Below are 17589 nucleotides of genomic sequence, written 5' to 3' on the forward strand. Positions count from 1 at the left end.
CCGAGATGGAAATCAGTATCCCCTCACGCCAGTGGGTGGCCCGCCGTGGCGGGGAGCAAGCGGCCCTTGCTGCAGAGGTAACCGCTTGGCAGAAACGGTGCAATGCCGCCCGATGCGGTATCGTGTAGACCTTACGTGCCCCCCGTGAGAAGTCGCTCGCTACGAGAAAAACTGCGCATGATGGCATTACGCTCCAAAGAGTGCGAGTTGATACCTGGCTGTTGGCGGCGCGCGATCTCATGCCAGAGTACCCGGTCTAAACGAGTGCGTGTTTCCAGTAGCGATAATGTCTCACTATCTAATTCCCCGCAAAGACTGCTCCGGATATTTATTTGTCTAGTGGCATTGCTGTGCGGAAGCTGAAAAGGCACTCCTAACCAGTCTTGTAGGTTTTTCGCCATATCCGAGTTTTCTAGCACGTCGACAAAAGCAAATCGTTTTAGTGTCTTCTGTGCATCCATCAATAATTGTGTATCGTTATGAGGATCAATCGGATCTTGGACAGGAATAAGTGGATGTGGTGAGAGCAGCATGCGCACGCTGAGATTGTCTGTTTGACAATAGATATCTCTGTCATTTAGAAATTTACCCAGTGGATCATAAGCTCGCAGAACAATGTCGGCCCAACTGCCAACGCCCGCCAGTTCATCGCGGTTGTGACTTCGCCAAAATAGCCAGTGAGAAAGGAGACGCGATGTTGGCTCGCGTAGAATGGTGATTACCTGCCCGCGGGGATAGACTTTAGTTAGGTGGCTATATGAAAAGTGTCCGGTCACAAGATCGGCCTGTGCGGGAAGATGATTCTGCCCTACATAGACGCGAGACGCCTCTATGGAAGAGAATTCCGAGAAGGCAGTAAAATGCCCAAACAAAATACCATCTAAACCACCTATAATCGATGAATTGGGATGAATGGCATTCTGAATACCAGTGGCCAGACTAGTGCCAGCGCTCTTAGGGATATGCAAGAAAAGTAGGGGATAGTGTGGATTGCGTCGGACAGGTTGATGGTGTTTAAAAATCGGCAATACAAAGGTCATTGTGGTATACCACGCAAGAGTCTCACAAAAGTATACTTCTCAGCGCTTCGATGATCTCGTAGCGTAAACGCATGAATCCAAAAAATGGGCATCATTCTGTCGCAAGGTGCATCTCCAGAAAGGAGTCTATCTGATTGTTCTGTGTGATTTTCCATGCATATCCCAACATCCGACGGTACCGCTGTCAAGAAGAAGCGAGATCTTGCACCTAGTCAGTTGGAGGCTATAAAGACACGGCTGGCGCGTATAGACGTTTTCCTGGAAAAGATTCAGGCGCAACATGAGCGCATAGTGCTGATGCCAGGAGCGCTTTCAGAAGAAATAGCGGGGCGTGTACAGGGCTACAGGGATGCGACAATGCCGGATGGAATCAGTGAGGAATTCCTGGCACGGTTAGTGGGCCGTGCCGGACTATCCTCGCGCTCCGACTGGCATCGGCATATAGGCGAGGAGTTCGCGAACGATGCCGATACGGCAAGGGTTTTGCGTGTAGAACTCGTGGACCCGGCGTATAACTCGCTTTTCATTCGAAGCGGTGAGGCTTTCGCAAGTGACGGCATCCGAAGGTTGAAGCTGCCTGCATTGCTGACGACCGTATTGGTCGCCCGCGTCTATGATCGGCCGATAGAGGTGGCGCGGGAGGCGATTCGAATGGCGCAATTCGTTCATTCAGGCGGGCTCTCAGGACTTTTGGGCTGGGCGAAGGAATATGGAACGGAATACTTCGCGGAGGCAATGGCTGAGAAGACAAGAGCGGGCCTAGAAGGCATATCGACTTGGGCGAGGATGGAGAGGGGTGTGGCAAAATGGATAGGAGTGGAGATGGAGGCAATGGCTGAGAAGACAAGAGCGGGCCTAGAAGGCATATCGACTTGGGCGAGGATGGAGAGGGGTGTGGCAAAATGGATAGGAGTGGAGATCAAGAAATAGTGGAATATAAGAACCCGTGGTTTAGGGTAATTAGGAAAGGCAAGTTTCATTACGTTGACGAGCCGATGGCACATAATGCAGCGGTTGTGTTTATCGAGTTTCAGGGCCAACTGGTCCTGATAGAACAGTACAGAGTAGCTGCCGGGTGCGTACTTTTGGCGACTCCGAGAGGGTACGGAGAAGGGCAGGAAACAAGTGCCGCATGTGCAGTTCGAGAGGCGTTCGAGGAGACGGGGTTTCGTGTATCGGAGCGAGATCTTAAATACCTGGGGAAGGTGCGACCGAATTCGGCGATTTTGACGAGTGTCGTGGATGTGTATTTTGGTGTGACGAACGAAAATAGGGCTGAGCGTCTGGATACGGATGAAGTCACGCGCGTGGTGTTGTGCTCCTACGATGAATTCGAGAGGAAGGTGACAGATGGGTATGTGACGGATGGGTTTACGTTGGCGGGATATTTGTTTTTGAAATTGAAAATGAGATCGAGCTAGCCAGGTGGCCCCTATCTATTGCACACAAAGTTGCTCCCTTTTCGCAGAATTCAGCAGCACGCCCTCGGCATGAAGAAAAAGCTGAACACAACCAAAACGGTTTGCTAGCCTTACCCCCCATCGCAGCGCGCGAGGCAAGGGGCAGGGCGGCATGCCGAAGAAACCACGAATCGAGGACGCAGAGACACAAGCCCTTATGGAGGCCGGGACGCAGTCGGTGGAATGGGTGCGTGAGGAGTTCGCCCAGGCCGATCTCGCCGACAAGCGCCTCAATCGCCGGCTAGTAAAGACCGCCGAGCACTTGGCGAGATCCCCACTCTCTCCCATCAACGAGGCCTGTGGGGATTGGGCGAGCACCCAGGCCGCCTATCGGCTGTTCGACAATGCCCGGGCGAGCCCGCGCGCCATTCTCGCGCCGCATGTGCAGGAGACCGCCAAGCGCATGGCCGGCTGCGGCGGGCCGGTTCTGGTGATGCAAGATACGGTCTTCTTCTCCTATGGACAGCATCCGGCGACCCGGGGTCTTGGGCCGATTGGCAAGAGCAACAAGGCGCATGACCGCGGGCTTATCATGCACAATGCGCTCGCCTTCTCGACCTTAGGTGTGCCACTCGGAATCCTGAGCCAGACGGTCTGGGCGCGCCGCGAGGTCCCGGAGGGAGAAGGCCGTCAGGAGAAGATCAAGCGCCTACAATGCACGCCCGTTGAGGAAACCCCCCATGCGGAGGGCAATGAGGAGAGCGCCAAGTGGCTCAGGGCGCTCACCGAAACCATGGCGCGCGCCCCTGCGGGCGTTCCGGTCATCACGGTGGCGGATCGAGAGTCGGACTTCTTCGAGTTCCTGACGCAGGCCGAGGAGCTGCGGGCGCACTATCTGATTCGCGCGCGCACCGACCGCACGCTCGTGCCCGAAGACAGCGCGGGCTGCGACCACATGCTCGAAGCCCTGTCGCTCGCGCCAGCGCTCGGATCCCTCACGATAGCGGTCCCCGGCAACGGCGGACGCAAGGCGCGCACGGCGACCATCGCGGTGCGCATCGCGTCCGTGACCGTCAAACCGCCCCAGCGACGCGGCCATGCGCAATCGTCTGCTGCGAGCGAGCCCGTGAGCCTCACCGTAATCGGTGCCACTGAGACTGCGCCTTCTGCGGGCAGCGAGGCCATCAGCTGGGTGTTGTTGACGAACCTCGCCGTCCCGGACTTCGCGAGCGCGGCCGAGAAGATCGCGTGGTATGGCTTGCGCTGGGGCATTGAGACCTGGCATAAAGTGCTCAAATCCGGTTGTAAGGTCGAGGACTGCCTGCTCGAGACGGCGGAACGTCTCTCCCGCTATCTGACCCTCTTTAGCATCATCGGCGTGCGTCTCATGCATGTCGCCCATCTAGCCCGCGCACAACCGGACGGGCCGGCTACGGCCGTGTTCTCCTGGAAGGAGATCGAGGCCCTGCACGTGCGTGTCCACAACACCCGCCCGCCCCGCGACCCCATCAGCTTGCGAGACGCGGTGCGCATGGTCGGTCAGCTCGGCGGACATCTCGGGCGCACGGGCGACGGGGAGCCTGGCATGACCGTACTCTGGCGCGGCTGGATGCGCCTCTATGAGACCGTGATCGCCTTGCAGGCCGGCCGACAGGCAGGCCTCATCGATTCGGGCTGATCGTATGCGCTATTGTGGACGGGACTTTACGGTCTCCGAGATCGACCGGATCCGCGCACTGATCGCGACCATCCCACCGCCCTCCCGCTACCGGCTCTCGCAAGACGTCTGTGCGGCGTTCGCCTGGTACCGTCCTGACGGGGGGTTAAAAGATATGAGCTGTCGGGTGGCGTTGCTCAAGATGGAGAAGGACGGTCTTATCACGCTCCCGCTGCCGCGGTGCGCGAAACCTCTTTCCTATCAGGCGTCTCCCGAGTGCGCCGCGCTGGTGCGGGAACCGGCCCTTATCCCCCCGGTGGATCTGAGAACGCTCACCGTCGAACTCGTGACCCACCCACACGATTCGCGGCTCTGGAACGCGTACGTCGAGCACCACCACTATCTGGGGCATAAGCCCCTGCCGGGGGCGCAGTTGCGCTATATCGTGCGCGCAAGAGGGGAAATCATCGCGCTCTTGGGCTTCGGGGCCGCAGCCTGGAAGACGCAACCCCGCGATGCCGCTATCGGCTGGAGCGCCGCGCAGAGACAACGGAACCTAGCCCTCATCGTCAACAACGCGCGCTTCCTGATTTTGCCGTGGATTCGCTGCAAAAATCTGGCTTCCCGAGTCCTTGCCCTGGTCAGCCGGCGTTTGGCGGATGATTGGTACGCCCGCTATGCCTATCGTCCCGTGTTGCTCGAGACCTTCGTCGAGAAGCCGCGCTTTACCGGCACCTGCTACCAAGCCGCCAACTGGCAGTATCGTGTCCTTCCGGTAAGCATGCAGGAAACGGTTTTTTGCCCCTGCTAACGTTCGCTGCGTACTCCAACCGATAAGGAACGCAGCGAATGAACAAGACGAGAGAGACGGAACCAGGACGGGATGGCGACGAGACCCCAGAGCAGACCCAAGCGCTCTTCCAGCGCTGGCGGGAGAGTCGTCGGCCGGGCGCGCGTATCCCCAAGGTCTTATGGGCGGCGGCCGTCAGAATGGCCAAGCGCTACGGGGTGCCACAGACGGCGCAGCACTTGCGCGTGGATAGTCAGCAGCTCCTAAAGCGCATCGAGGGCGCAGGGGGCGCGGCTCCCACCGGGCCACGCCCCATCGCGTTTGTCGCGTTGCCGGGACTCGCGCCATCGGCTGAGGCCGGGATCGCCGAGTGTGTCGTGGAGCTTCAGAATGCGCGTGGGGGGACGATGCGGGTGCGCTTGCAGGGCCTGGGGCTTACCCACCTGGCGCCTCTGTGCGCGGCCTTCTGGGAGGCGCCATGATCGCCATTACCCCGCACATGCGGGTGCTGGTGGCGGTGGAATCGGTGGACTTTCGGGTCGGTATCGACGGGCTGGCGCAACGCTGTCGGGCGGTCCTGCAAGAGGATCCCTTCCAGGGGACGGTGTTCGTGTTCCGCAGCCGCTCGCATACGGCCATCAAACTCCTTATTTACGATGGCCAGGGGTTCTGGCTCTGCCACAAGCGCCTCTCCCAAGGCCGCTTTCGTCACTGGCCGACCGCGACCGGCGGGGTGGCGAGCACGATGCTGGCCCATGAGGTGCAGGTCTTGTTGAGCGCGGGGGACCCGACGCAGTCCCAGGCGCCGCCGCTATGGCGCCTGGTGGACGCTCAGCGGGGGCCGCGCTCGATGGCTGCGGTCCCGCGGGGCGGGGACGAGGCCGGGCTTGGGGTGGGGGCTTGCGTTCCATAACCGCGCGCGGTAAGATCTGTCCCCATGGAGATCTTGCTACGCTATCGCGGCCGCGCCGTCACCGCCACCGACGCGCATTTCATCCGCACCTTGATCGCCGCCCACCCCGAGCAAAGCCGGCGGGCGTTGTCCGAGACGCTTTGCCAGGCCTGGGACTGGCGGCAGGAAAACGGTGCCCTGCGCACGATGGTGTGCCGGGGACTCATGCTGGCGCTCGCGCGCGCAGGCCACATCACGTTACCGCCGGTGCGCCGCCAACCCCCCAATCCCTTGGGCGTGCGCGCGCGCCTTGCACACGGTGCCCCGGCGCCCCTGGCAATCGATACCACGCCGCTTGTAGGCCCCTTGCGGGGCTTAGGCGCGCTCACAGTCGTGTCGGTCCGCCGGACCGCCGCGGAGGCCCTCTTCAACAGCCTCATGGCGGCCCATCATTATCTCGGCTACGCGCAGCCGGTGGGCGAGCACCTGAAGGTGATGGTCTATGCCGGGACGCGCCCGGTGGCGCTCGGTGCCTGGAGTTCGGCCCCCCGGCATCTGGGGCCCCGCGACCGGTTCCTCGGCTGGTCGCCTGCGGTGCGCCGCCAGAACATCGCGGGCATCGCCTATAACACGCGCTTTTTGATCCTGCCGTGGGTCCAGGTCCCCCACTTGGCCTCGCACGTCCTTTCCCGTATGACCCGGGCACTCCCGCAGGCCTGGCAAGAGGCCTATGGCCATCCGGTGTATTGGGCCGAGACCTTCGTCGATACCACCCGCTATCGCGGCACCTGCTACCGCGCGGCCAACTGGCGGGTCCTGGGCCAGACCCAGGGGCGCGGCAAGGACGACCGCACCCACCGGGCAAACCGCAGCATCAAAGACGTGTTGGGCTTGCCGCTGTGCCGGGACTATCGCGCCCGCTTGTTGGGCGTGGCATGAGCGGGAACAAGAAACCGCCGCAGCAACACCGGCCACCCCTACCCGAGCGCCTCGAGGTACCGATAGAGGAAATCGCCGCCATCGTCGAGCGCACACAAACGGGGGCACTCACGGCACCGGACCACGCGAAGCTCAAGGCCGCGATGGCGACGCTTGCGTTCCTCACCGCGGAACTGCAGGCCAAGAAGACCTCGTTGGAGCGGCTGCGCCGGATGCTGTTTGGCGCGAAGACAGAAACCACCCGCGCCGTGCTCGGGGAGAAGGCCGACAAAGAGGGTCATGCGCCCGGCACCGAGGCGCCAGGATCCGACGCGGCCCCCTCACTGCCGCCAGATCCCTCTTCGTCGAAACCCAAGGCCCCCGGCCATGGGCGCAACGCTGTGAGTGCGTACACCGGGGCCGAACAGGTCACGGTGGCGCATCCCGACCTCCACAGCGGGGATGCCTGCCCCCACTGCACGGAGGGGACGCTCTATCGACAGAACGAGCCCGCCCAGCTCGTGCGCATCACGGGCATGGCGCCCTTGAGCGCCACGGTTTATGCCTGCGACCGGCTGCGCTGCCATCTCTGTGGCGAGGTCACCACCGCCCCGGCCCCGGAGGGCGTGGGACCCGAGAAATACGATGCCACCGCGACCAGTATGGTAGGCCTGCTGAAGTATGGCGCAGGCCTCCCCTTTAACCGCATCGAGACCTTGCAGGCCGGCATGGGCATCCCGTTGCCGGCCGCGACCCAATGGGACCTGGTGCGTAAGGCCGCCCCCGTGTTGGCCCCGGCGCACGCGGAGCTCTTGCATCAGGCGGCCCAGGCCCCGGTGCTCTACAACGACGACACGACCATGAAGGTCCTTAAGCTGACAAAAGCGCAGCGGGCCGCGGCGCTCGCCGACGACGCGCACATCGAACGCACCGGGATCTTTACCTCCGGCATCGTCGCCACCCAAGAGGGTCGTCAGATCGCGCTCTTCTTCACAGGCGTCCGCCACGCCGGCGAGAATCTCGCTACGGTGTTAGCGCATCGCGCAGCCGATTTGCCCGCCCCCATCCAGATGTGCGACGGGCTATCACGCAACGCCCCCAGCGACTTCGACACGGTGATGTCCTCTTGTCTCGCCCATGCACGGCGTAAGTACGTCGAATTGACCGAGACCTTCCCAGAAGAAGTGCGCTTCGTGCTGGAGACATTGCGTGAGGTCTATGGTACCGAGGCCCGCATCCAGGCCGAGGGTCTCGGCCCCCAAGAGCGGCTGCTACGCCACCAGGCCGAGAGCGCACCGCGCATGGCGACCCTGGAGCAGTGGATGCGCACGCAGTTTGAGGAGCGCCGGATCGAGCCCAACTCGACGCTGGGCGCCGCCATCCGTTACATGCAGAAGCGCTGGCCCGAACTCACGCTATTCCTGCGCGTTGCGCACGCAGTTTGAGGAGCGCCGGATCGAGCCCAACTCGACGCTGGGCGCCGCCATCCGTTACATGCAGAAGCGCTGGCCCGAACTCACGCTATTCCTGCGCGTGCCGGGCGCCCCACTCGATAACAACGTGACCGAAAGGGTTCTGAAAAAGGCCATCCTGCACCGCAAGAACGCGCTCTTCTACCGTACTCTCAACGGCGCCCATGTCGGCGATACGTTCATGAGCCTGATCCACACCGCCGAACTGAACCACGTGGCCCCGTTTGAGTATCTGGTGGCACTCCAGCGCCATGCCGACGCGGTCGCCGCGAACCCCGCCGACTGGATGCCCTGGAACTACCAGGCGACGCTCGCCCTGCAAAACCCCAACCCTGAGCCCCCTGATTAGCCGATCTGCGCGGTGGCCGAGCGTTTTACGCATCTCTGCCGGAAGGACACGCAGTATCTCGGGGACACCCAGGGCCGCGGCAAACTCGACACGCTCCATCGCCACGACCAGCCCATCAAAAGCATCTGGATCTACCCGCTCACCCGCGACTTCCGCCAACAGCTCTGCAAGGATTAGACCATCATAGCGTCGAGTGTGCTATCACGGCGCTCTGGCGTTCAAAAGATCTGTGTAATAGATAGAGGTGGCCCGTCATGTGAGCACGGCGGGTTTATTTGCGTGAGCGTCAAGGGGCTGATTGGGGGTAATGTGGACGGCACGACACTTTTTACAGCGGTATTTGCTCTATATTTTGCGGCTAATATCGCATCGGCGCGCAGCTATAGCGCGTTTGATACCGCCGCAATGGTTGGTGGTGACGGAAGGGCCTGCGGGAGGTTTTTGGTAGGGACGGCGTTCTTGAATGTGGCGCCGACTTTTTACTATCTATGGATATTGGGGAAGATTGAGCGTTTTCCGCGACTGAATCCGCCATATTGTACATTGATGCAGTTTAAGTGGGAGATTCTGATACTGTTGTTGGGTATGGTAGGGGCAGGGTTTTACCGTATATTCGCAGGTTGTCTGGCAATACGCACTGATGGTGATCGCTTTTTCTTTTACGCGGCCGATGACCCGGGGCAGAAAAACGGGAATGAGTACAATAAGAGGGGATATTCGGTGCGGCCCGGTGGGGGAGCGGTGCGCGGGGAAATAGGGGCCAGGGAGCATTTTTGTGGGAGCTTGCTGTATTTTCTGCCACCCTTTTTATTGTACTACGCCATAGTCAAGTGAGATCAACGCCGGACTGCGGTGACGTGAAGGTATTGAACGTAAGTTAGTGTGGTCTAGAGCTACCCCTGACGAGATATCCCTCCCGGAATCATTCTATCCCCTCTGGGGCATAGGCGGTCTGGAGGGTGTTACGTAGTCTGTCGGTCATGCCTTAGCCCTTGCATAAGGAGTGGCAATGACAGACGGAAAGAAGATGCCGAAGACCCCGATGCTCGACAAGCTCGAGGGGGGACCTTGGCCGAGTTTTGTAACCGGCTTGAAGCGGCTCGCCAAAGACGAGTCCAAGCCCTATGCCCCGGTCATGAAAGACCTCCTGGGTCAGCTGGAGCATTCGTACGAGACCCGCAAGGGCTACTGGAAGGGCGGCACGGTGGGGGTGATAGGCTACGGCGGGGGCGTGATTCCGCGCTTCTCCGAGGTTGCCGACAAGTTCCCGGCGTCCGCCGAGTTCCATACCCTGCGCATCATGCCGCCGCCCGGCATGCACTACACCACCGAGGTGTTGCGCAAGATGTGCGACGTCTGGGAGGAGTACGGTTCGGGGCTCATCGCCTTGCACGGCCAGAGCGGCGACATCATGTTCCAGGGCTGCACCTCGAAGAACGTGCAGCCGGCCTTTGATGCCTTGAACGACATGGGCTTCGACATGGGTGGGGCGGGACCGGCGCTGCGTACCTCGATGTCCTGTGTGGGTCATGCGCGCTGCGAGCACTCCTGCTATGACGAGCCACGCGCCCACCGGCTCGTGATCAACGAGTTCCTGGACGAGATGCATCGTCCGGCGATGCCCTATAAGTTCAAGTTCAAGTTCTCAGGCTGCCCCAACGACTGCACGAACGCCATCCAGCGCTCGGATATGGCGGTGATCGGCATGTGGCGTGATGACATGAAGGTCGACCAGAAAGAGGTCAAGGCCTTCGTGGCGGAGCGCGGGCGGTCTTATGTCATCGACAACGTGATCACGCGCTGTCCGACCCATAGCCTTAAGCTCGCCGACGACGACACCCTGAAGGTCGATAATCGCAACTGCGTGCGCTGCATGCACTGCATCAATGTCATGACCAAGGCCCTGCATCCGGGCGACGATCGGGGCGTGGCGTTGCTGCTGGGGGGCAAGCGTACCCTGAAGATCGGGGACCTCATGGGGACTGTGATCGTGCCGTTCCTGCCCTTGAAGACCGACGAGGACTACGAGCAGCTGGTCGACATCGGGCGCCGGGTCATGGAGTTCTTCGCCGATAACGCCCTGGAGCACGAGCGTACCGGCGAGATGATCGAGCGTATCGGTTTCGCCAACTTCATGGACGGCGTAGGCCTGCCGATCGACCCCAACATGGTCAGCCATCCGCGCACCAACCCCTACGTCCGCATGGACGAGTGGGATGCGGCGGTGGCCGCTTATGAGGAGGGCCGCAAGGGTCAGGGGGCGCATAACAAGGGGGGTCAGTCATGAGCGCACGCCGTGCCGTGGAGTCGGGGGTACCGGAACTCGACCCCTATCTGCATCCGCTGTTGAAGAAGAACTATGGGGCCTGGAAGTGGCATGACCGCCCGCGCCCCGGGGTACTGCACCATGTAGCGATGAGCGGGGACGAGGTGTGGACGGTGCGTGCCGGCACCCAGCGCCAGTTGGACGTCTATACCATCCGCACGTTGTGCGACCTCGGTGACCGCTATGCCGACGGCTTCCTGCGCTTTACCTCGCGCAGCAACGTGGAGTTCATGGTCGCCAGTGAGGCGCAGGTGGCGCCGCTCATCGAGGCCCTGGGCAAGGCCGGCTTCCCGGTCGGCGGGACAGGGAATTCGATCTCCATGATCTCGCATACGCAAGGCTGGCTGCACTGCGATATCCCGGCGACCGACGCCTCGGGGGTAGTGAAGGCCTTGATGGACGAGCTCCACGAGGAGTTCATCCACGAGCGTATGCCAAACAAGCTGCGCATCTCGACCTCGTGCTGCGAGATCAACTGCGGCGGCCAGGCCGATATCGCCGTCAATATCCAGCATACCAAGCCCCCGCGCATCAACCACGACGCCGTGGGCAATATCTGCGAGCGGCCGACGGTAGTGGCACGCTGTCCGGTGGCGGCGATCCGCCCGGCGCTTGTGAACGGCAAGCCGTCTCTGGAGATCGACGAGCGCAAGTGCATGTGCTGCGGGGCCTGCTATCCGCCGTGCCCGCCGATGCTCATCAATGACCCGGAGAACTCCAAGATCGCGATCTGGGTGGGTGGCAAGCACGCCAATGCGCGCAGCAAGCCGACCTTCCATAAGCTCGCGGTGGCCAATCTCCCGAACAATCCGCCCCGCTGGCCGGAGGTGGCAGCGGTGGTGAAGGCCATTATCCATGCCTACAAGGACGATGCCCATGATTGGGAGCGCCTGGGGGAGTGGATCGAGCGTATCGGCTGGCCGCGGTTCTTCGAGCTCTCGGGGCTGCCGTTCACGAAGTTCCATATCGACAACTGGCGCGGCGGGCGGGGGAGTTTGAACGCCTCGGCGCACCTGCGCTTCTAGGCGGGAGGGGGGATGAAGATCGGCATCCTGGTGAACGAAGGCCCGTATACCCATCAGGCCTCGGACTCCGCCTACCAGTTCGCGGTGGCGGCGTTGAAGGCCGGGCACAAGGTGACGCGGGTGTTCTTCTATCACGACGGGGTCTATAACGGCTCGTCGCTCACCGAGCCCCCACGCGACGATCGCCAGATCGTCGAGCGCTGGGGCAAGCTCGCCAGCCAGTACGAGGTCGATCTCGTGGTGTGCGTGGCGGCGGCGCTACGGCGCGGTATCCGCGAGCAGAATCTCGCCCAGGGCTTCCGGATCTCGGGGCTCGGGCAGCTCGTGGAGGCCGGTATCCAGAATGACAGGCTCGTGGTGTTCGGGGACTAAGGGGAGGGGTGATGAGCGAAGACGACGGCGACACACCAGGAATCGTCAAGCGTTTCCTGTTCGTGAACCGCAAGGCCCCCTACGGCACGATCTATGCCCTGGAGGCCCTGGAGGTGGTGTTGATTAGTGCCGCCTTCGACCAGGACGTGAGCCTCGCCTTTCTGGACGACGGCGTCTACCAGGTGTTGGCGGGTAACGACCCCTCGGGGATCGGCATGAAGAATTTCTCGCCGACCTACCGCGCGCTCGATGACTACGACATCACCAAGCTCTATGTGGAGCGCGAGTCCTTGGTCGAGCGGGGTCTGTCCGAGGACGGCTTCGTGGTGCCGGTGAATGTCGTATCGCGCGCCGAGATGGCGGCGATCATGAGTCAGCAGGACGTGGTGCTGTCCTTTTAGGCGATCGGGGGGAGAGATGTTGCATACCGTGAACAAGTCACCATTCGCAAGCCCGACGCTCGCGCAGTGCCTGGGGCATCTGGCCCCCGGGGCGGCGGTGCTTTTGATCGAGGATGCGGTGGTGGGGGCGACCGCGGGGAGCGCGCCGGCAGCCCTGCTCGCCGAGTGCCTGAAGGGGCATGCGGTGTATGTCCTGGGGCCGGATCTCATGGCCCGCGGGATCAGCGAGGAGCGGTTGGTGAAGGGGATACAGACAGTGGATTACACGGGGTTCGTGCGGCTCGTGACCGAGCACGAGGCCGTGCAATCGTGGCTTTAGCGCAATCAACGGGGTGAGGAGTCCATCATGGCATATGAAGTCGACGGCAAGACGATAACGGCCGACGAGGAAGGCTACATCGTCAATCTCGCGGATTGGAGCGAGCCCTTGGCGGCGATTATCGCCAAAAGCGAGGGTCTGGAGATGACCCCGAATCACTGGGAGGTCGTGAACTTCCTGCGCGAGTACTACAACGAGTTCCAGATCGCGCCGGCGATCCGCGTGCTCACCAAGGCGATCGGCAAGAAGTTGGGACCCGACAAGGGCAACAACAAGTACCTCTACGACCTGTTCCCTTATGGGCCCGCGAAGCAGGCCTGCAAGATCGCCGGGCTGCCGAAGCCTACGGGCTGTATTTAGGGTCAGGCGTGCGGCGGATCGGCGAGGGCCAGTCCGCCGCATGGGCTTCCGGGTAGGGGCAGCAGGAGGGCGTCATGTCGGCGTGGACCATAGCGTATGCGGTGCTCTTGTACGTGGCCTTCACGGTGTTGGTGGGGGGGGTCATCTACAAGATCGGGATCTACGCCATGACGCCTGCGCCGTTGCGCATACCGACCATGCCGGCGCCGCGCACGCGCAGCGGCGTGGCGGTGCGCCTGGGGCGCGAGGTGGTGCTCTTTGCGAGCCTCTTTCGGGGCGACAAGTGGGCGTGGATCTGGAGTTATCTCTTCCATGTGAGCCTGCTGCTGGTGCTCATCCAGCATCTGCGCTATGTGCTCGTGCCGGTGCCGCAGTGGCTGGTGCTCGAGTCGCCGTTCGGGAGCTACGCGGCGTTCGTGTTGCTCATCTCGCTCGCAGGCCTGCTCGGTCGCAGACTTATGATCGCCCGCGTGCGCTTCGTGACCGCGCCCTCGGACTATCTGATGCTGGCGCTGTTGCTTGTGATTGCCGTCACCGGCGCGCTCATGCGCTTCGTTGACCGGGCCAACATCGTCGGCTTCAAGGCCTTCATCCAGGGCCTCATGGCGCTGCAGCTTAAGCCCTTGCCGCTAAGCCCCTTGATCCTGGTGCATGTGGCCTCGGTGGCGGGGCTCATGGTGATCTTCCCGTTCAGCAAGCTCATGCATGCCCCGGGGGTATTCTTCAGTCCCACGCGCAACCAGGTGGATTCGAGCCGCCTGGAGGCGCAGGGCGCGGGGGATGTCACGGTGGGCGATGCCGAGGCGCGGCCGCCGGCGCATGCCCCGGCCATGCGTGAGGGGGTGCGATGAGCGACATCGAGGTCCCGGTCCTTCAGGACTACGTCCCGACCCCGGAGCTCCATCCGGGGGCCATGAGCCACTTGAAGCCCTTCAAGGCCACGCCCGAGCACCAGGCGGCGCTGGGATTCCCGGGGACGCTGGTGGACGACTGGAAGGAGGTGGCGATCCGCAGGCTCGGCGAGCTCGTGGACGGCTCGCGGGCCTTGCGCGTCTATCTCGACTCTTGCGTCAAATGCGGGGCGTGCACCGACAAGTGTCATTATTTCCTGGGGACCGGCGATCCGCGCAACATGCCGGTGGCGCGCCAGGACCTGTTGCGCGGGGTCTACCGGCGCTATTACACCTGGGTGGGACGCTACCTGCCGTGGCTCGTGGGGGCCACCGATCTCACCGAAGAGGTGCTGAACTCCTGGTATAGCTACTATCACCAGTGCTCGCAGTGCCGGCGCTGTTCGGTGTTCTGCCCGTTTGGTATCGACACCGCCGAGGTGTCGATGGCCGCGCGCGAGATCCTCGATTCGGTGGGGGTGGGGCAGAAGTACTGTAACGAGATCCTGGGCAAGGTCCATAAGATCGGCAACAACCTGGGGCTGCCTGAGCCTGCGTTGCGCAATACCGTGGAGGGCCTGGAAGAGGATGTGAAGGAGGCCACCGGGGTCGACGTGCGCTTCCCGGTGGATGTGGTCGGGGCCGAGGTGCTGTTGATCACGCCGTCCGCGGATTTCTTCGCGGAGCCGCATATCGACGGGCTGATAGGCTACGCCAAGGTCTTCCATCAGGCCGGCATCAGCTGGACCTTGAGTTCGCAGGCCTCGGAGGCCGCCAACTTCGCGATGTTCATCGGCAGCCGCGAGCAGATGCAGAAGGTCGCGCAGCGCGTGCGCGACGCCGCCCTCGCCTTGAAGGTCAAGCGCATCGTGGTCGGCGAGTGCGGGCACGCATGGCGCGTGGCCTACGCCTTCTGGGGCACGCTCATAGGGCCGCTCGACTTCCTTGACCCGCGCTACCCGCGCCCGCAGCACATCTGCGAGGTGACCGAAGGGTTGATCGCGCGCGGGGCCTTGAAGCTCGACATGTCGGCCAACGACGACAAGGTCGTGACCTTCCATGACTCGTGCAACGTGGCGCGCGCCACGCGCATGGGGGATCGTCCCGGCGGCCAGTTCACGGTGCCGCGCTCGGTGATCCGCTCGGTATGCGCGCATTACGTCGACATGGACCCCGCGACCATTGGGGATCGCACCTTCTGTTGCGGGGGCGGCGGGGGGCTTTTGACCGACGACCTCATCGAGCTGCGCGTGAAGGGCGCCCTGCCCAGACTGCAGGCCCTGAACGCCGTGGTCGAGGACAAGAAGGTGACGCACATGGCGGCGATCTGCGCGATCTGCAAGACGCAGTTTAGCAAGGTGCTGCCGTATTACGGACTGCCGCGCGAGATGGTGGTGAGTGTCCATCAGCTCGTCGGGGATGCCATTGTTTTGGGTGCCAAAGAATAGCCGTCATATAAGGGGATGAGCATGGCCAATGAGACGCACACCGCGGAGTCGAGCCGCACCTTCCGCCGCTACCAGGACGGGGATACGACGCCCGAGTCGTGGCAGGAATACATCTTCAAGGCCGGCTGGTCCTACAAGTGCCCGGTCTATGTGCAGCGTACGCCGACCTGCCAGAACGGCTGCCCGGCGGGCGAGGACATCCGCGGCTGGCTCGATGCGGTGCGCGGCCTCGACAAGCCCGCGCCGGGCGTCACGTGGCAGGAGCAGGCCTTCCGGAGGCTCACGCGCGCCAACCCGTTCCCGGGGATCATGGGCTATGTGTGCCCGGCCCCGTGCGAGGATGCGTGCAATCGCCGGGCGGTCGAGGATCGGGTCGGCATCAATGCCGTCGAGCAGTTCATCGGTGAGGCCGCGCTGAAGGCGGGCTTCACGTTCGCTAAACCCGCGAAGGAGAGCGGCAAGCGCGTGGCCATCGTCGGCGGCGGCCCCGGAGGGCTCGCGTGCGCCTATCAGCTGCGCCTCAAAGGCCATGCGTGCACGATCTTCGAGTCGCGCGAGAAGCTCGGCGGCATGCTGCGCTACGGGCTCCCGAACTACCGCACCCCGCCTGCGGTGGTGGAGGGCGAGATCCAGCGCATCCTCGACCTCGGCGTGACCGTGAAGACCGGCGTGCGCGTGGGGCAGGATATTCCGTTCGAGCAGCTCGATCGTGAGTATGACGCGGTATTCTGGGCGATCGGCACGCAGGTGGGGCGTATCCCCGAGATCCCCGGGGCCGATGCCGAGAACTGCATCGGCGGCATAGAGTTCCTGCGCGAGTTCAACGAGGGGCGCCTGCCGTCGGTGCCGCGGCGCATCGTGGTCATAGGGGGCGGCGACACCTCGATCGATGTCACCACCGTGGCACGCAAGATCGGCGGCTTCTCGGGGATGAAGTCCGACGGTTCGCCGCTCACCTATACCGCCGACATGGTCACGCAGGCGGCCATCCACAGTGGCCAGAAGGTGACCCTGACATCGGTCCTGCCGACCAAGAAGCTGAAGGCCGCCGAGCGCGAGGTCGAGGACGCGCGTTCGCTCGATGTCGCGATCATCGGCAACATCATGCCGCTGTCGGTGACCCTGGACCGCGACCATCGGGCCTGCGGGGTGCGCTTTGCGCCCTGCGAGCACACGAAAGAGGGCAAGCGTGTGCGCGCCCCTGGCGATGAGATCGAGATCGAGGCCGATCTCGTGGTGTTCGCCATCGGTCAGACGGCCGACATGACCGGTCTTGAGATGCTCGATAACGGTCGCCACGCCATCGCCCCGGGGCCCGGTCTGCAGGTCATAGGGTACCCCAAGCACTTCGTGGGCGGCGACATCATCGTGCCGCATCTGCTCGCGACCGCCGTAGGGCATGCCGCGGTGGCCGCCGAAGGGATCGATGCCTTCCTGAACGGCCAGCCGGTGGTGCGCCGCCCGCACGTCGACAAGCGGCATTTCGAGATCCGCGAGACGTTGCCGAAGAATGCAAAGCCCGTCGATGGCATGGTGACGAGCCCGGCGGCGGTGCACAACTTCGAGAACCGCGCGCATCGCGAGGTGATCGAGGCCGATGCCCTGTTCCTCGCACACTTCCCCACGACCCCGCGCATCGAGCGTACGGAGCGCAGGCTCTCCGAGCTGTTCGCCGAGGGCGGCACGCGCATCGCCGTGCTCGATGAGGCGCAGGCGGTGGCCGAGTCCAAGCGCTGCATGAGCTGCGGGTTGTGTCTCGAGTGCGATAACTGCGTGGTGTTCTGCCCGCAGGTGGCGGTGAAGAAGGTGCCGCGCGATCAGGCGGCGCTCGGCTACTACGTGACCACCGACTACACGCGCTGCATCGGCTGTCACATCTGCGCCGATGTCTGCCCGGCGGGTTATATCCAGATGGGCCTGGGGGAGTGAG

The 17589-nt window shown here is 62.7% G+C and carries 21 protein-coding genes; 20 read left to right on the top strand and 1 reads right to left on the bottom strand.

What is annotated here, in order from left to right:
- Positions 1-131: 131 nt before the first annotated feature.
- Positions 132-1040, bottom strand: coding sequence for a sulfotransferase family 2 domain-containing protein (locus C4901_RS06730; protein ID WP_110136671.1), 909 nt, complete (start codon positions 1038-1040; stop codon positions 132-134).
- 153 nt (positions 1041-1193) lie between these two features.
- On the opposite strand from C4901_RS06730, the gene C4901_RS06735 reads away from it, so the two are divergent.
- From C4901_RS06735 to C4901_RS06830, 20 genes are all read left to right on the top strand, one after another.
- Entirely contained in the window at positions 1194-1970 is a 777-nt protein-coding gene (locus C4901_RS06735; protein WP_110136672.1) for a hypothetical protein, read from the top strand.
- Positions 1970-2461, top strand: coding sequence for an NUDIX hydrolase (locus C4901_RS06740; RefSeq protein ID WP_168185598.1), 492 nt, complete (start codon positions 1970-1972; stop codon positions 2459-2461). The genes C4901_RS06735 and C4901_RS06740 overlap by 1 nt, the downstream gene beginning before the upstream one ends.
- Before the next feature lie 151 nt (positions 2462-2612).
- Positions 2613-4118: an IS4 family transposase gene (locus C4901_RS06745; RefSeq protein WP_110136674.1), complete on the top strand. Its 1506-nt coding sequence runs from the start codon at positions 2613-2615 to the stop codon at positions 4116-4118.
- A gap of 4 nt (positions 4119-4122) precedes the next feature.
- Entirely contained in the window at positions 4123-4908 is a 786-nt protein-coding gene (locus C4901_RS06750) for a Druantia anti-phage system protein DruA (RefSeq protein ID WP_205736244.1), read from the top strand.
- A gap of 38 nt (positions 4909-4946) precedes the next feature.
- Positions 4947-5369: a hypothetical protein gene (locus tag C4901_RS06755; protein WP_065970966.1), complete on the top strand. Its 423-nt coding sequence runs from the start codon at positions 4947-4949 to the stop codon at positions 5367-5369.
- Positions 5366-5800: an IS66 family insertion sequence element accessory protein TnpB gene (gene tnpB, locus C4901_RS06760; RefSeq protein ID WP_145960639.1), complete on the top strand. Its 435-nt coding sequence runs from the start codon at positions 5366-5368 to the stop codon at positions 5798-5800. The genes C4901_RS06755 and tnpB overlap by 4 nt, the downstream gene beginning before the upstream one ends.
- Positions 5801-5824: 24 nt before the next feature.
- The gene (locus tag C4901_RS06765; protein WP_110136676.1) at positions 5825-6718 is read left to right on the top strand and encodes a Druantia anti-phage system protein DruA; all 894 of its coding nucleotides are present in this window, start codon (positions 5825-5827) and stop codon (positions 6716-6718) included.
- Positions 6715-8142: a transposase gene (locus C4901_RS18860; RefSeq protein WP_110136677.1), complete on the top strand. Its 1428-nt coding sequence runs from the start codon at positions 6715-6717 to the stop codon at positions 8140-8142. The genes C4901_RS06765 and C4901_RS18860 overlap by 4 nt, the downstream gene beginning before the upstream one ends.
- The gene (locus tag C4901_RS18865) at positions 8126-8518 is read left to right on the top strand and encodes a transposase (protein WP_168185599.1); all 393 of its coding nucleotides are present in this window, start codon (positions 8126-8128) and stop codon (positions 8516-8518) included. The genes C4901_RS18860 and C4901_RS18865 overlap by 17 nt, the downstream gene beginning before the upstream one ends.
- A gap of 12 nt (positions 8519-8530) precedes the next feature.
- The gene (locus C4901_RS06780; RefSeq protein WP_168185600.1) at positions 8531-8695 is read left to right on the top strand and encodes a Druantia anti-phage system protein DruA; all 165 of its coding nucleotides are present in this window, start codon (positions 8531-8533) and stop codon (positions 8693-8695) included.
- 102 nt (positions 8696-8797) lie between these two features.
- Entirely contained in the window at positions 8798-9352 is a 555-nt protein-coding gene (locus C4901_RS17255) for a hypothetical protein (protein ID WP_145960640.1), read from the top strand.
- 193 nt (positions 9353-9545) lie between these two features.
- Positions 9546-10805: a dissimilatory-type sulfite reductase subunit alpha gene (gene dsrA / locus C4901_RS06790; RefSeq protein WP_370445974.1), complete on the top strand. Its 1260-nt coding sequence runs from the start codon at positions 9546-9548 to the stop codon at positions 10803-10805.
- Positions 10802-11869 carry a dissimilatory-type sulfite reductase subunit beta gene (gene dsrB, locus C4901_RS06795; RefSeq protein WP_110136681.1) on the top strand — a complete coding sequence of 356 codons (1068 nt, stop codon included), beginning with the start codon at positions 10802-10804 and terminating at the stop codon, positions 11867-11869. The genes dsrA and dsrB overlap by 4 nt, the downstream gene beginning before the upstream one ends.
- Positions 11870-11881: 12 nt before the next feature.
- Positions 11882-12241 carry a sulfurtransferase complex subunit TusD gene (gene tusD, locus C4901_RS06800; protein ID WP_065972344.1) on the top strand — a complete coding sequence of 120 codons (360 nt, stop codon included), beginning with the start codon at positions 11882-11884 and terminating at the stop codon, positions 12239-12241.
- 11 nt (positions 12242-12252) lie between these two features.
- Positions 12253-12642 (top strand): sulfurtransferase complex subunit TusC, encoded by a 390-nt coding sequence (gene tusC, locus C4901_RS06805; protein WP_065972343.1) that lies wholly within the window; start codon positions 12253-12255, stop codon positions 12640-12642.
- Between the two features lie 28 nt (positions 12643-12670).
- The gene (gene tusB / locus C4901_RS06810; protein ID WP_205736245.1) at positions 12671-12961 is read left to right on the top strand and encodes a sulfurtransferase complex subunit TusB; all 291 of its coding nucleotides are present in this window, start codon (positions 12671-12673) and stop codon (positions 12959-12961) included.
- Between the two features lie 27 nt (positions 12962-12988).
- The gene (locus C4901_RS06815) at positions 12989-13321 is read left to right on the top strand and encodes a TusE/DsrC/DsvC family sulfur relay protein (protein WP_065972341.1); all 333 of its coding nucleotides are present in this window, start codon (positions 12989-12991) and stop codon (positions 13319-13321) included.
- Between the two features lie 74 nt (positions 13322-13395).
- Complete coding sequence (locus C4901_RS06820) at positions 13396-14172, top strand: respiratory nitrate reductase subunit gamma (RefSeq protein WP_110136682.1); 777 nt, start codon at positions 13396-13398, stop codon at positions 14170-14172.
- Positions 14169-15659, top strand: coding sequence for a sulfate reduction electron transfer complex DsrMKJOP subunit DsrK (gene dsrK, locus C4901_RS06825; RefSeq protein ID WP_110136683.1), 1491 nt, complete (start codon positions 14169-14171; stop codon positions 15657-15659). The genes C4901_RS06820 and dsrK overlap by 4 nt, the downstream gene beginning before the upstream one ends.
- A 21-nt stretch (positions 15660-15680) precedes the next feature.
- On the top strand, positions 15681-17588 hold the full coding sequence (locus tag C4901_RS06830; RefSeq protein WP_065972338.1) for an NAD(P)-binding protein: 1908 nt from the start codon (positions 15681-15683) through the stop codon (positions 17586-17588).
- Position 17589 lies beyond the last annotated feature (1 nt).

It is taken from the genome of Acidiferrobacter sp. SPIII_3 (genome assembly GCF_003184265.1).
Taxonomy (GTDB): Bacteria; Pseudomonadota; Gammaproteobacteria; order Acidiferrobacterales; family Acidiferrobacteraceae; genus Acidiferrobacter.

What these genes read in the sequence shown, in the direction of transcription:
- C4901_RS18860 (WP_110136677.1), top strand. Translation starts at nt 6,715, where the DNA reads ATGAGCGGGAACAAGAAACCGCCGCAGCAACACCGGCCACCCCTACCC.
- C4901_RS06750 (WP_205736244.1), top strand. Translation starts at nt 4,123, where the DNA reads ATGCGCTATTGTGGACGGGACTTTACGGTCTCCGAGATCGACCGGATC.
- C4901_RS06830 (WP_065972338.1), top strand. Translation starts at nt 15,681, where the DNA reads ATGGCCAATGAGACGCACACCGCGGAGTCGAGCCGCACCTTCCGCCGC.
- C4901_RS06735 (WP_110136672.1), top strand. Translation starts at nt 1,194, where the DNA reads ATGCATATCCCAACATCCGACGGTACCGCTGTCAAGAAGAAGCGAGAT.
- C4901_RS06745 (WP_110136674.1), top strand. Translation starts at nt 2,613, where the DNA reads ATGCCGAAGAAACCACGAATCGAGGACGCAGAGACACAAGCCCTTATG.
- C4901_RS06755 (WP_065970966.1), top strand. Translation starts at nt 4,947, where the DNA reads ATGAACAAGACGAGAGAGACGGAACCAGGACGGGATGGCGACGAGACC.
- dsrK (WP_110136683.1), top strand. Translation starts at nt 14,169, where the DNA reads ATGAGCGACATCGAGGTCCCGGTCCTTCAGGACTACGTCCCGACCCCG.
- C4901_RS06820 (WP_110136682.1), top strand. Translation starts at nt 13,396, where the DNA reads ATGTCGGCGTGGACCATAGCGTATGCGGTGCTCTTGTACGTGGCCTTC.
- tusD (WP_065972344.1), top strand. Translation starts at nt 11,882, where the DNA reads ATGAAGATCGGCATCCTGGTGAACGAAGGCCCGTATACCCATCAGGCC.
- tnpB (WP_145960639.1), top strand. Translation starts at nt 5,366, where the DNA reads ATGATCGCCATTACCCCGCACATGCGGGTGCTGGTGGCGGTGGAATCG.
- C4901_RS06730 (WP_110136671.1), bottom strand. Translation starts at nt 1,040, where the DNA reads ATGACCTTTGTATTGCCGATTTTTAAACACCATCAACCTGTCCGACGC.
- dsrA (WP_370445974.1), top strand. Translation starts at nt 9,546, where the DNA reads ATGCCGAAGACCCCGATGCTCGACAAGCTCGAGGGGGGACCTTGGCCG.
- C4901_RS06815 (WP_065972341.1), top strand. Translation starts at nt 12,989, where the DNA reads ATGGCATATGAAGTCGACGGCAAGACGATAACGGCCGACGAGGAAGGC.
- tusC (WP_065972343.1), top strand. Translation starts at nt 12,253, where the DNA reads ATGAGCGAAGACGACGGCGACACACCAGGAATCGTCAAGCGTTTCCTG.
- C4901_RS06765 (WP_110136676.1), top strand. Translation starts at nt 5,825, where the DNA reads ATGGAGATCTTGCTACGCTATCGCGGCCGCGCCGTCACCGCCACCGAC.
- dsrB (WP_110136681.1), top strand. Translation starts at nt 10,802, where the DNA reads ATGAGCGCACGCCGTGCCGTGGAGTCGGGGGTACCGGAACTCGACCCC.